This window comes from Hymenobacter sp. BT559, from assembly GCF_016427535.1.
Classification (GTDB): Bacteria; Bacteroidota; Bacteroidia; order Cytophagales; family Hymenobacteraceae; genus Hymenobacter.
In genome coordinates, this window is sequence record NZ_JAELXV010000002.1 from 921,743 (window position 1) to 935,269 (window position 13,527).

The window sequence follows — 13,527 nt, forward strand, 5'->3', positions numbered from 1 at the left end:
CAGGGTTGCTGCTGAGTGCCAGCTGCCAACGCCAGCTCAATCAGCGCAATGGCCGCTACTACTCGGCCCGCGATATGGTGCGCCTCAAGCGCGGCGAGCGCGTGGCAGCGCGCCCCGGCAGCCGGCCTGCCAGTCGCCCGGCTTTGGCCAAAAGCAAAGTGAAAACGAGCACGCCCAGCGGTAGCGGCACGGTAGTAGCCAAAACTGTAACCAAGCGCCCGGCGCGCATAGGCAACGCCACAGGGGCCCTCGCTAGCGTTATCGAAAACGCCCGCGCCTACTACGGCGTGCCCTACCTCTTCGGCGGCACCACCCGCCTAGGTATGGACTGTTCGGCCCTACTGCAGCTGTCTTTTGCCGATGCGGGCATTGATATTCCGCGCTCGTCCAACGAGCAGGCGGCCTGGGGCGAGCCCGTGAAGCCGACCGAGCTGCGGCCCGGCGATTTTTTATTTTTTGGGGCCTCGCCCGGCTCGCCCATCATCACCCACGTGGGCATGGTGACGGTAGTCGACAGCGAAGGCGTCGAATTTATTCATGCGTCAACCTCGCTGGGCGTTACCGAAAACAGCTTTGAGCTAGACTATTACCTCAGCCGCTTCATTCGGGCTGTGCGCCCTAGGTTGTAAAAAACAGCACGCGAAAGCCAAAGCGAGAAGGAGCGCTGGGGCGGTTTGGTAACATTGGGGTAATATGAGGGGGGAAGCGGCGATGGTACCTTTGCAGTACTATTTAATCCGGTTTTTTTACCTTCTTTCAGCTTCCTATGAAGTTACTTTACCTGCGACGTACCCTGTTGCTGCTCTTGCTACTCACGGCCCACCTAGGATGGGGCCAGGGTGCAACCACCGCCGCCATGAGCGGCACTATCACCGACAGCAAAGGGGAAAAGCTGCCAGGCGCCACGGTTATTGCCGTGCATACACCCACCAATACACAGTACGTGGCGCCCACCAATACCGACGGGCGTTTCAATATCCAGAACATGCGCGTGGGTGGCCCCTACAGCGTGCGCATCACGTTTGTAGGCTACCAGGACTACACCCGGGCGGGCGTAAACCTGACGCTGGCTGAGAACTTCCGCCTCGACGCCAAGCTGAGCGAAAGCTCGACCCAGCTAACCGAGGTAGCCGTGACCGGCCGCCAAAACCCGGTTATCAACGCGGACCGTACGGGAGCCGCTACCACGATTCAGCGCCAGCAAATTGAGCGCCTCCCCACCATCAACCGCTCGTTTCAGGAGCTGACGCGCCTCACGCCGCAGTCGAGCGGCAACTCTTTCGCAGGCCGCAACAACCTGTATAATAACATCACCATCGACGGGGCTATTTTCAATAACTCCTTCGGCCTGTCGGGCAACTCTATTGGCAGCCAAACCAATGCGCAGCCTATCTCGCTCGACGCCATAGACCAGATTCAGGTAAGCATTGCGCCCTACGACGTGCGTCAGGGCTCGTTTACCGGTGCTGGCATCAACGCCGTTACCCGCTCGGGTACCAACAAGTTTTCGGCCAGCGTCTACGGGTTCTACCGCAATCAGGAGATGGTGGGCAGCAAGGTCGGAACTACCAACCAGCCCCTGGCCAACTTCAACCTCTACAATATTGGCTTTCGCTTTGGCGGCCCCATTGTAAAGGACAAGCTGTTCTTCTTTTTGAACGCCGAGCGCGAGCGCCGCAACGACCCGCCGACCGGCAACTACTCGGCCAACCGCGGCACGGCGGGCGCCGCCGTATCGGCCGTGTCGGCCACCGACCTCGATGCCCTAGGTAGCTTTTTGAACACCAACTACGGCTTTAACCCCGGCCCCTACGAAGGCTACCAACTGGCGTCTAACAGCGATAAGATTACGGCCAAGCTCGACTGGAACATCAGCCAGAGCCACCGTTTCAATATCAAATACAACTACCTGCGGTCGTACCGCGATGTGGCGCCCAATGCGTCGGGTGCCATTGGCAGCAGCGGCCGGGTGCAGTCTATTTTCGGGCTGCCCTACCTCTCGTCTTATTACCGCATCAACAACAACCTCAACTCGTTTATTGCCGAGCTGAACAGCACCTTCGGGGCACGCTTTGCCAACAACCTGACGGCCGGCTACCTAGCCAACCGCGACTTCCGTGAAAGCCCGACGGGCTCGATTTTTCCGCTGGTTGACATCGGCAACAGCTCCAACCTGAGCGCAGTGGGCTCCCGGGTTACGGCTTCGCAGGAGCTGACGGCATTCGGCTTCGAGCCATTTTCTGCTTTCAATCTGCTGAACAGCGACACGTATCAGCTAGGCGACAACTTCACGGCCTACCTAGGCAAGCACAACGTGACGGTGGGTACTTACAACGAGCTGTATAAATTCACCAACGGCTTTGCACCGCAGTACTACGGCGCGTTCGTGTACAACTCGCTGCAAGATTTCTACGCCTCGGCTGCTACGGCCACTTCGCCTTACGGCTACAATTATTCGAACGGCGCCCTGACGCCTCGCTCGCAGGCCGATGGCTTGCGCTCGGCGCAGCGCTACCAGGTGCGGTACTCGGCACTTCCCGATGGGTCATTCCCGTTTGCCGTGACCAAAGCCGCGCAGCTGGGTCTTTATGTGCAAGATGAGTGGTCGCCCATCAGCAACCTCAAGCTGACCTACGGCATCCGGGCCGACTTGCCCATCATCTTCTCCGATATTGAGCAAAACGAAGGCCTCGCGCGCCTGACCGGCTTCCGCGACAACATCCGGATTAACACAAGCCAGACGCCCAAGAAAACGCCGCTTTTCTCGCCCCGCGTGGGTTTCAACTGGGATGTGAATGACGACAAGAAAACGCAGCTGCGGGGCGGTACGGGTATTTTCACCGGCCGCGTACCCTTCGTGTGGATATCTAACCAGGCCAGCAACAACGGCGTGCAGTTTGGTTCGATTGACGTGCAGGGTACGGCCGCGGGCTACAGCTTTAGCCCTAACGTAGACCAGTACCGCAACCAGCTTACAGCGGCCGGCGCCAACACCTCGTACAACGTGGCCTTCACCGCAAACTCGTTTAAGTTTCCGCAGGTGTACCGGAGCAACCTAGCCATTGACAAAGAGCTATTTGGCGGCGTAATTGCCACGCTGGAAGGCATTTACACCAAAGACTTGAACGCGGTATACTTCCAGAACGTGAACCTGCCGTACTCGACGACCAATGCTGTTTCGTCGGCCACGGACGCTACTTCTGGCGACCGCCGTCCCATTTTCTACACCACTACGTCGCGCACAGCCCCCGGCGCGTTTGCCCCCACCAACCGTATCTACGGCCAGGTGCTGAATGGTGCGCCCGTTATCACGCCTACTACTTACTCGCTGAATAGCCCCAATATCACGGACGCTATTCTGCTGAATAATACCAACAAAGGCTACTCGTATACCCTCACCGCCCAGCTGCAAAAGTCGTTTAGCAACGGCCTCTACGCCATGGCGGCCTACACCTACGCCGATTCGCGCTCGGTTAACGACGGGGGCACCATTGCGCAGTCGAGCTGGGCCGGCCGCCCCGTATCGGGCGACCCCAACGCCGATGTCCTAGGTTACTCGCAGTTCGTGGTGCCGAGCCGCGTCATTGGCTCGCTGGCCTACCGCTTCGAGTACCTGCACCACCTGGCCACCAGCATCTCTCTGTTCTACGAAGGAGCATCGACTGGGCGCTTTTCCTATGTGTATAGCGGCGACATGAACGGCGACAACGTGCAGGGCAACGACCTGATGTACATTCCGCGCAGCCAGGACGAAATCATTCTGACCGACCGTACTCTGCTCACGGGTACCGCCTCGCAGTACGTGTACACGGCCGCTCAGCAGTGGACCGACCTGAATAGCTTCATCAACCAGGATAAGTACCTCAGCCAACACCGCGGCGAGTACGCAGCCCGCAATGGCGCTCTCCAGCCCTGGCAGCACCGCCTCGATTTCCGCCTGCTGCAAGACATCTTCACCAACATCGGCGAAAACCGCAACTCACTGCAGCTAAGCGTAGATATTTTCAACATCGGTAACCTAATTAACCGCAACTGGGGCATCTACCGCTTCCAGTACACGGCTTCGCCGCTGGCCTTCCAGAACTACGACGCGCAGGGCCGCCCTACCTTCCAGTACCAGTACGCCACGGCCCCCAGCCGCTCGGCGGCCGGCGTCGTAACGCCTGCCCAGACCCTGGACACGACCTACCGCCCCGATGTCACGACCCTAGCCTCGCGCTGGCAAATGCAACTAGGTATTCGCTATATATTCAACTAATAATGCAATTTGAAAGGGCACTATAACGTGCCCTTAGTAGGAGAGCCAGCGGACGCCTAGTTCCGCTGGCTCTTTTTTATGGCCCATTGCGCAGTTACGTAACAAACGCGTAACATTGCGAGAGCGTCGAGCTAACGCATAGATTACGTGGGTGTTATTAGCTTATTGCCGATGGGATAAAAAGAATGAACAACTTTTTTTGTCTTTGTAAATAGTTTCTAAAGCCAGTGGCCTACAGGCAGCACGTACCTTTGTAAGTGTATTTGCCAATACGCGCTTTTTACCTTTTTACCTATTTTATGAAAAAACTACATCTACGACACTTTGCTTGTCTGCTGATGTTGTTGTTCACCGCCCACTGGAGTTGGGGGCAAGGGACGACTACTTCATCCATGAGCGGCATTATTACCGACCAGAAGGGGGAAGGTCTGCCGGGGGCAACAGTTATTGCCATTCACACACCAACTAACACGCAGTACGTAGGGCCCACTAATTCGCAGGGCCGCTTCAACCTTCAAAACATGCGCGTAGGTGGCCCTTACACTGTGCGCGTCTCCTTTGTAGGTTTTCAAGAAGTTAGCCGCAATAATATCCAGTTGACGATTGGTCAGGACTACCGCCTCGACATCAAGATGCTGGAAGCTACTACCGAGCTGGGTGCTGTAACTATCACGGCAGTTGACCCTCGCTCGACGCTGAACGCCGAGCGCTCGGGCCCGGTAAACAATATCAGCACCGAGCAGCTACAGCAATTACCTACTATCACGCGTAGCCTCAACGACTTTCTACGTACCACGCCTCAATCTTCGCCGACTTCGCAAGGTGCTATTGGCGGTGGCAACTACCGTCAGAACAACATTACGATTGACGGCTCAGACTTCAACAATAACTTCGGTATCGGCGGCAACCTCCCCGCCAACGGCTACCCGGTTTCGCTCGACGCTATCGAAGCCCTGACGGTAAGCCTCTCGCCCTTCGACGTCCGTCAGTCGGGCTTCGTAGGTAGCGCCGTAAACGCCGTTACCCGTTCGGGCTCCAACCAAGTAACTGGTTCGGTATACGGATTCTATCGTAACCAAAACTACATCGGCCGGAAAGTGGGTAGCAACGAGTTGCCTCCCCTCAACAACACGTCGGTAAAGCAATACGGCTTCCGCCTAGGTGGCCCTATTGTGAAAGATAAGCTCTTCTTCTTCGTTAACGCCGAGCGCAATACCGAAGATGTCTTAGGTCAGCAGAATATTGCTTCTACCGGTGGTGCTGCAGACGCAGCCATAGGCGCTACTTACGGTTCGGCTGGCAACATTGCGCGGCCCAGTGCTAATTACCTCAACGGGATTAGCAACTACTTGCAGAGCACCTATGGCTATGCTGCCGGTCCCTACCAAGGCTATAATTTCCAGAACGAAAGAACGCAAGTACTAGGTCGCCTAGACTGGAACATCAATAGTAAGAATCACTTGTCGGTACGCTACAACCAGGTAACGAGCAAAACGCCTTCGTTTGTGAGCACCTCGCGTAGCCCCCTAGGTAACTTTCCTAACTCGCGAACCAGCCTGTTTGCGTTGCCATTCGCTAATGCGAACTATGCAACCAACTACAACTTCTACTCGGGCGCAATAGAATTGAACTCGACCATTGGTACGCGCTTTTTCAATACCCTGCGTGGCACGTACACGCACCAAAACGAACCCCGTAGCTCGAATAGCTCGCCTTTCCCATTCGTGGATATTCTGGATGGTTCGGTAGGACGTAATACCACCACTGGCGGCTTCGGCTCTTACAGCACTCCTCTCACATCGTTTGGCTACGAGCCCTTCTCGCTGGGTAACCTACGCGACGTAGAAACCTATTCGGCAGTAGACTTTATCTCGGCCACTTTCGGTAAGCATACTGCTACCTTCGGCGGCCAGTTTGACCTGCAAAGCACGAAAAACGGCTTTCAGCGTTTTGCTAGCAGCTACTACACCTACAACACTTGGGATGATTTTGTGAACGGCGCCAACCCGGTTGACTTTGCCATCACTTACTCGTTGCTCCCCAATTTTGAGCAGGCTTATCCTCGCTTCAAAACGGCCCAGTATTCACTATACGCGCAGGATGAGTTCAACATCAGCGACAACTTCCGCCTGACCTACGGCTTGCGCGCCGAGTTGAACAACTACTTGAACGTGCGCGAAATTCAGACGCACCCTCTGATTGCTTATTCAAACACAGCAACGCAAACACCGCGCAACTTCATCGACAACCAGACTATCGACACGGGCGTGCTACCCAAGAACCGTGTGCTATTATCACCGCGTATTGGCTTTAACTGGGATGTGAAAGGTGACCGTACCCTACAGCTGCGCGGTGGCTCGGGTATTTTCACCGGCAAAGTGCCCACCGTATGGATTGTGGCCCAGTCAGGTGATGCTGGTCTAATTCAGGTGACGCAGACCTATACTACGGTTGGCTCCACGACCACTGGTACTGGCACAAACGCCGTTACGACCCCTGGCATAAATCCTGCCGGCGTATATGGCAACCTGCCTGGCTTCGCTAACGGTGTACTGCCCTTTAGCGCCGACCCCAACGCTCACCGCCCAGCTACGCCGCCGGCTGCTGGCACGGTAGTGCCCAGCACAATCAGCGCTACGAACCCCGATTTCCGTAACCCGCAGACGTGGAAAAGCAGCCTAGCACTTGATGCTAAATTGCCCGGTGGTATCGTTGGTACTATCGAAGGCTTGTACAACCGTGACCTCATTGTGGCCTACGGTCAGAACTACAACTTGGTTAACCCCACGACCCTGACCACTAACGGCAATGATAAGCGTGACATTTACCCAGCCGACGCCGCGCAGAAGTTTGTTAATCCTGTTTATAACGGCTCATTTACCCGGACCGGTAACGCTCGCGCTTCAGCCCTCAACGCTATTGTGCTCTCGAACGGCTATAAGGGATACAACTGGTCGGTAACGGGCCAACTGCGCAAGCAATTCCGCAACGGCATGGAAGCCATGGTAGCTTATACTCGTAGCGATGCGCGCGTTATGTTTGACGGCACTGGCGACCAATTGCTGAACACGTGGTCGGGCAACTACATTGTAGGCAATGCCAACCACCCCCAGCTGAGCTACGCTAACTATGTAGTGCCTGACCGGGTAGTAGCTTCGCTAAACTACCGTAAGGAATACCTCAAGCACCTAGGCACGCAGATTTCGCTCTTCTACTCAGGCTCTATCCAAGGCCGCTACTCGTACATCTACGGCAGCGACTTCAACGGCGATGGCCAGACCAACGACCTGATGTACATTCCGAAGGATGCATCGGAAATCAATTTCGCGCCTATAACTACGGGTCCTACTGGCAACCAAACGGTTGTGTTCACGGCTGACCAGCAAAAAGCTGCTTTCTTCGCCTACATCGCGCAAGACTCTTATTTGAGCAAGCACCAAGGCGAATATGCCCAGCGTAACGGTGCCACTTTGCCCTGGCGCAACCAGATTGACGTGCGTTTCGCCCAAGATATCTTCGTAGCTGGTGCAACCCGCAATACGCTGCAGTTTACCGTAGATATCTTCAACTTTGGTAACCTAATCAACCGTAACTGGGGTATCTACCAAACCAACCCCATCCTGAGCGGTGGTGGTGCGACTCTGATATCGCCAACAGCGGTAGCTAACAATAACGGTGCACCAACCTTCCGCATGAATACGTTTGGTGGTGCTTTGGTTAGCAATTCGCTTATCAACACGGTATCGACAGCGTCAACGTACTACATGCAAATTGGCCTACGCTACTCGTTCAACTAGTAGCTGCCAACGATTAAAAAGGTGGAGAGCAATCTCCACCTTTTTTTTATGTCTGATTTTCGGCTACTTACTAAAAAGATGGACGCTATTGCTTGCACGAACCAATATTCACCGTACTTTTGCACAACCAAAACGCAAATGGCGCCGCGGTTAGCAAAAGAAGGGGGATTAGCTCAGCTGGCTAGAGCGCTTGCATGGCATGCAAGAGGTCATCGGTTCGACTCCGATATTCTCCACTCTGATTACAAAAAAGGCACCTCGCGAGGTGCCTTTTTTCGTTTATAGCCGGCCTAGGTCCCTATGCGGGCTGACAAAGCTGGCACACGCCCGACAGCAGGAAGTCGCGTCGCTCAGCTTGGAAACCACCGGGCAGTTGCACTGCCGGAATGGCCACTTGGCTGAGGCAATAAGTATGGTGGCAGGTGCTGCACTTGAAGTGCACGTGGTTATCGAAGTGGGCGTGGGCGCTGCACTCGATAGAGCAGGCGGCGTAGCGCAATACATCAGTATCGTCGATGACGCGGTGGATGAGCCCGTTTTGCTCGAAGCTCTTGAGGGTGCGGTACAGCGTAATGCGGTCGACATCGGCTCCAATTTCTTGCTCAATCTCGGCCCCGGTGAGTGCGTAGCCTTTGCCCGATACGGCTGCCAGCACGGCTCGGCGCACAGGAGTTTGGCGCAGGCCGTGGCGCAGCAGCGTTTGAGTAAGACGGTCGTTGGCGGTGGGCGGCGGGGTAGTGGGGGCAGGAGCAATCATACGTCAAAAATAGGGGCGATGCGACTTCTTTAAACAGCGTAGACCTACCTAGGGTTCGCGGAGCCAGTACCTTTGCGGGGCGATGCGCTACCTAGAGCACCGCTTTACTTAAGCTTACCTAGTGATAGAATCTGTTGCCCACCGACTACTAGCGGCGCTGGGCCGGCGGCCAGGGCTGCTGGCAGTGCTTACGTTGGCGCTGGCCCTGCCGGTGCTGCTGCTCAACATCGGCCGCATGCCGCTCCTGGTCGATGAACCTATTAGAGCGCTGGTGGCGCTGGAGATGCACTATTCGGGGCACTTCTTCCAGCCTACGTTGCAGGGGCTGCCATACTACAATAAGCCACCGCTGTTTAATTGGCTGTTGATAGCACTGTTTCGTCTTACCGGGCGGCAAGATGAGTTTATACTGCGCCTGCCCACGGTAGCAGCGCTGCTGCTGTACACTGCCGCCCTCTGGCGGGTACTGCGGCCTCACCTAGGTAGCAAAACAGCCTTTACAGTGGCGCTGGCGTTTGCTACTACTGGGCGCGTATTGTTCTACGATTCCTTTTTCGGGCTGATAGACCTGTGGCACGCGGGCCTCACGTGGCTGGGGTTCATGGCTATTTGGCACTACGGCGAGCGCCAGCAGTGGACGCGGCTGTTTGTGATTACCTATTTGCTCACGGCCGTAGGCTTTTTGCTGAAAGGACTGCCATCGGTGGTTTTTCAGGGCATTGCGCTACTGGTATACTGCCTCGGTGCGCGGCAGTGGCGGCGGCTCTTTAGCTGGCAGCATGTGCTGGGGGGGCTGGTACTGCTGGGAGTGCTAGGTACTTATTTTCTGATTTACAGTCGTCACAACTCGCTCGATGTGGCCCTGAAAACGTTGTGGTCGCAGTCGAGCCAACGCACGGTGGCCGCCCAGCCGCTGGCCGAGTCGGTGCGCTACGTGCTGCTGTTTCCGTTCGATTTCATTAAGCACTTTCTGCCCTGGACCCTATTAGTGCTGTGCCTGGCGCGGCCCGAGCTGCGGGCCGCGGTGTGGCGGCAGCCCTTTTTGCGCTATAATGCCCTGCTGTTCGTAGCCATTCTGCCGGTGTATTGGCTGTCGCCGGCTACCATTCCTCGCTACCTCTTTATGCTGGTGCCGCTGCTGCTCACGGTGGTTATCCCACTCTACTATAAGCTGCAGCCTGCGCGCGCTTGGCCCGTGCGTCTGCTTGATGGCCTGCTGCTGGGCTTGCTGCTGCTGAGCAGCCTGCTGGTGCTGGGCGCGCCATTGGCATATATTACCCCGGCGCTGGCTGGGGCGCCCCAGGTGGCGCTGGCTAAGCTGGTGCCCGGTGCCTGGGCCTGGAGCCTCGGACTGGGCGTAGTGCTGCTGGGGGGAACGTACCTTTTTTGGAAGCTAGTCGACTACCGGCTCCTGCTGCTGGGCTACTTCTTGCTGGTGCTACGGCTGGCGTTCGATGTGTTCGTGTTTCCGGCTCGCCTTCAAACATCGTCTGAGGTAGCGTACCGCACAGCGGCCTTGCGGGTGGGCCGCGAAACCCGGGGGCGGCCGCTGATTTTGCTGCCGCACGCCAAGCTCGATGATGTGGAAGCCTTCTACATCACGCGCGAGCGGGGCCAGACCCTAGAACGAGATTCACTGCCGGCCCGGCCCGGCTACCTCTACCTAGGGCGAGTAAAGCAGTTGCGCGGCCTACGCTACCGCACCCTCGACGAGTTTGTCATCGACGGTAAGCAGCGCTTTCGGTTGGTAGAAATAGTGCCCTAGGGCCCGCCTCTTCGCCATGACCAACGACGATATAGAAGCAGTAACTCTGCCTACTGAAAAAGTGCCCGCGCCAGCCTGGCGGCGTCACCTGCTGCTGCTGGGTAAGCTGGTCTTTATGGCCGGGGCGCTGTGGCTGGTGGCGCGCCACCTCGATTTGCCGGCCCTAGGGCGCACGCTACGCGGGGCCCAGCCTGGCTGGCTGGCCGTGGCTACGGGGTTGTTTATTGTATCGAAGCTGATATCGTCGGTGCGGCTCAACCGTTTTTTTCGCGCCGTCGACATTCGCTTGCACGAGGGGTACAACCTGCGGCTGTATTGGCTAGGTATGTACTACAACCTGTTTTTGCCCGGTGGCATCGGGGGCGACGGCTATAAGGTGTACCTACTGGGGCGGCAGTTTCCGGGGCGGCGGGCCGTCATTTTCCGGGCCTTGCTGCTCGATAGACTCAGCGGCATGGTAGCGCTGCTGGTGCTGTTGTTGCTTTTGTTTGCCGGTACCGCTTACCCAGGCTGGTGGCGCCTAGGAGCGCTGGTGTTGGTGCCACTGGGCTTAGGGCTCAGCTACGGGCTTGGGCGCTGGCTGTTCGGCGATTTTCGGGCGGCTTTCGGGCGCACCTCGTGGCAGGCGCTGGGGGTGCAGGGGGCACAGGTGCTACAAGCGTGGTCGCTGCTAGCGGCCCTAGGTGCCGCCCACGGGCCGGTGCTGCCCTATCTGCTGGTGTTTCTGGCTTCGTCGGTGGCGGCGGTGCTGCCGCTCACGGTGGGCGGGCTGGGCGCGCGCGAACTCACGTTTCTCTACGGGGCCAAGCTGTTTGGCCTGGCGCCCGCGGTGGCGGTGAGCGTAAGCGTACTATTCTACGTCATCACGGCCGTCGTATCGCTCGGTGGCGCATTTGTGCGGGTGAGCGCTGGCGAAGCCACCTCCGCTAAGCTAGCCGACGAAGAACTCGCTCCTACTGTAAGCTAGAGAGTAGATAGGTGCTACAGCGCCGCGTAGCTCACCACCTCGCCGCCTGCTTCGCGAAGCAGCTCATGCGCCGCGCCGCTGCGCCAAAACTCGTATTCCGGCACGCGCATCAGCGGCGAGCCGGGCCGCTCGCTCAAGCCTGGGTGGCTCATAAACTCGGCCACCTGCACGCCCGGCCGAAAGGCAGCCGCCACGCCCCGCCGAAAGGCGTCGGCGTTGGCAGCCTCGGTCGAAAAAGTGGTTATCAGCGTCTGCGGCGTGCGAAACGGACCTAGAGCCCGTTGGCTAGTTTTGGCAAAGGCTTGCAGTATCAGCCCGCGGCTATCGAGCCGGCCCGCGGCCGTGAGGCGGCGCACCCGGCGCACGCCTAGCTCGGCGAGAATCTGCAGTAGCGCCGGGCCTAGCAGCGGGTATTGGTGCAGGTGTTGGTGGCTGTCGGCGTGGGTCAGGGCGAGGCCGGCTGCGGCTAGATGCTTGAGCTGCGCGGCTATTTCCAGGCGCAATTCGGTGCGGCGCACCTTGCCCCGCAAAAAACGCTGCCACAGCTGGCTAGAGCTATAAAACTGTCCATCGGCATTTACTAGCGACGGCACTTGCGAAGCGGCGCTCAGGGGCTGCCCAGCGTTGAGCGTGAGGTGCAAGCCTACCGACAGGGTAGGGGAAGCCAGCCGGGCCAGCTCGCGCAACTTGGCCTCGCTGGCAAAATTGGCCATCACGGTAGTGCTGCTCACCTGCCCCGCCGCCCCCAACTCCAGTATGGCCTGGGTGGCAGGCGCATCCCAGCCAAAGTCGTCACAATTGATAATCAGCTTCTTCATTCAACAGTTAGCCAGTAACATGTAACAACTCGTCAGAGCCATCTCTATCCTGTTAAATGCTACTTACTAACTGTTAAATGATGATGCTACCGCCCGCACCACATAAGGTGGGCGCGTTTGGCGTGAGTAGTAGATGTACATGCCTATCTCGGCCAGTACGCCGAAGCAGAGCAGGAAAATACCACCTAGGAGCAAGAACAGGCTGAAGATGAATTCCAGCGGGTATGTGCCGAAGATATTGAGCTTGAAAAATATCGACCGCACCAAAAATTGCCCCGCCAGCCCGCCGCCTAGCAGCAGACTCAGCAGCCCCGCCAGCCCAAACAGCCGGAATGGCTTGCGCCCGTGCACAATGAAAAAGCGCAGGATGAACAGGTCAAGAATAACGTAGAAGAGTTTGCTAATCCTGTAGTTGCTCTGGCCAAACTGACGCTCGTGTATCTCAATCGGAAACTCGCAGTAGCGTAGGCCCTTGCGCGCTACCAGCGCCCCCAAGAAGCGGTGTGCGTCGCCGAGCATCTCTACATTCTTCACTAGGTAGCTGCGGTAGGCCTTGTAAGTAGCTCCAAAGTAGCGCAGCTGTACCCCCGACAAGCGCCGGATGATGCCGTGCGCCGTAGTAGCCAGCGCTGTGGCCACCGGCCCTTCGGGGCGCTTGGCTTTGGCACCGCCCACCATGTCGTAGCCCTCATTGATGAGGCTGATAAACTGCGGGATATAAGCCGGGTCGTGCTGCAGGTCGCCGTCCATGGCAATGATAACCTCGCCGCGAGCGCGCTCGAAGCCGGCGCGCAGGCTGATGGTTTGGCCATAGTTGCCGGCCAGGTCGATGGCTACCAGGTGGCGGTCGTGGGCGGCCAGCTCCTGCATCAGCTTCCAGCTTTGGTCGCGGCTGCCGTCGTTCACCAAGATGAGCTCGTAGTCGTAGCCGTGCTGGTTCATCACGGCGGCCACGCGGCTCACCAACTGGCCTACGTTGGCGACTTCATTGTAGAGCGGCGCCACCACGGAAATTAAGCCGGTAAAAGCGGTGTTGGTGGTGGGGGTAGCGAGCGAAGGCATAGACATAAGTACCCGCAAAGGTACTAGGCGCCGCGGCGCCCATTTTGCAATTGTCATGTAACGCGCAGCAAGCTGAACGCTGAATAAGCCGATAAGCTTATTC

The 13,527-nt window shown here is 57.5% G+C and carries 8 protein-coding genes and 1 tRNA gene; 6 read left to right on the forward strand and 3 right to left on the reverse strand.

All coding sequences use genetic code 11. The features are described 5' to 3' along the window. Positions 1-5: 5 nt before the first annotated feature. The 4 genes from JAO77_RS10360 to JAO77_RS10375 all read left to right on the forward strand — a co-directional run bounded on the left by JAO77_RS10360 (position 6) and on the right by JAO77_RS10375 (position 8,291). On the forward strand, positions 6-629 hold the full coding sequence (locus JAO77_RS10360; RefSeq protein ID WP_198990269.1) for a C40 family peptidase: 624 nt from the start codon (positions 6-8) through the stop codon (positions 627-629). A 137-nt stretch (positions 630-766) separates the two neighbouring features. Continuing rightward, a complete protein-coding gene (locus JAO77_RS10365; RefSeq protein ID WP_198990270.1) occupies positions 767-4,258 on the forward strand; it encodes a TonB-dependent receptor in 3,492 nt (1,163 codons plus the stop codon). 299 nt (positions 4,259-4,557) lie between these two features. Then, the gene (locus tag JAO77_RS10370; protein ID WP_198990271.1) at positions 4,558-8,055 is read left to right on the forward strand and encodes a TonB-dependent receptor; all 3,498 of its coding nucleotides are present in this window, start codon (positions 4,558-4,560) and stop codon (positions 8,053-8,055) included. Positions 8,056-8,217: 162 nt separating this feature from the next. Beyond that, a tRNA-Ala gene (locus tag JAO77_RS10375) sits at positions 8,218-8,291 on the forward strand. A 62-nt stretch (positions 8,292-8,353) separates the two neighbouring features. Here JAO77_RS10375 and JAO77_RS10380 read toward each other — a convergent pair. Next, positions 8,354-8,812 (reverse strand): Fur family transcriptional regulator, encoded by a 459-nt coding sequence (locus JAO77_RS10380; protein WP_198990272.1) that lies wholly within the window; start codon positions 8,810-8,812, stop codon positions 8,354-8,356. Positions 8,813-8,933: 121 nt separating this feature from the next. Between JAO77_RS10380 and JAO77_RS10385 the strand changes: the two genes are divergently transcribed. Both JAO77_RS10385 and JAO77_RS10390 read left to right on the forward strand, forming a co-directional pair. Next, a complete protein-coding gene (locus JAO77_RS10385) occupies positions 8,934-10,577 on the forward strand; it encodes an ArnT family glycosyltransferase (protein ID WP_198990273.1) in 1,644 nt (547 codons plus the stop codon). A gap of 16 nt (positions 10,578-10,593) precedes the next feature. Next, positions 10,594-11,544, forward strand: coding sequence for a lysylphosphatidylglycerol synthase transmembrane domain-containing protein (locus JAO77_RS10390; protein ID WP_198990274.1), 951 nt, complete (start codon positions 10,594-10,596; stop codon positions 11,542-11,544). Positions 11,545-11,558: 14 nt separating this feature from the next. Here the strand turns inward: JAO77_RS10390 and JAO77_RS10395 are convergent, their stop codons facing one another. Then, the gene (locus JAO77_RS10395; protein WP_198990275.1) at positions 11,559-12,362 is read right to left on the reverse strand and encodes a carbohydrate deacetylase; all 804 of its coding nucleotides are present in this window, start codon (positions 12,360-12,362) and stop codon (positions 11,559-11,561) included. Between the two features lie 66 nt (positions 12,363-12,428). Continuing rightward, a complete protein-coding gene (locus JAO77_RS10400; protein WP_235998346.1) occupies positions 12,429-13,430 on the reverse strand; it encodes a glycosyltransferase family 2 protein in 1,002 nt (333 codons plus the stop codon). Between the last annotated feature and the right edge of the window lie 97 nt (positions 13,431-13,527).

Excerpts from the sequence above, each read along its gene's own strand:
- JAO77_RS10365 (WP_198990270.1), top strand. The coding sequence starts at position 767 with ATGAAGTTACTTTACCTGCGACGTACCCTGTTGCTGCTCTTGCTACTC.
- JAO77_RS10370 (WP_198990271.1), top strand. The coding sequence starts at position 4,558 with ATGAAAAAACTACATCTACGACACTTTGCTTGTCTGCTGATGTTGTTG.
- JAO77_RS10380 (WP_198990272.1), bottom strand. The coding sequence starts at position 8,812 with ATGATTGCTCCTGCCCCCACTACCCCGCCGCCCACCGCCAACGACCGT.
- JAO77_RS10390 (WP_198990274.1), top strand. The coding sequence starts at position 10,594 with ATGACCAACGACGATATAGAAGCAGTAACTCTGCCTACTGAAAAAGTG.
- JAO77_RS10395 (WP_198990275.1), bottom strand. The coding sequence starts at position 12,362 with ATGAAGAAGCTGATTATCAATTGTGACGACTTTGGCTGGGATGCGCCT.
- JAO77_RS10400 (WP_235998346.1), bottom strand. The coding sequence starts at position 13,430 with ATGTCTATGCCTTCGCTCGCTACCCCCACCACCAACACCGCTTTTACC.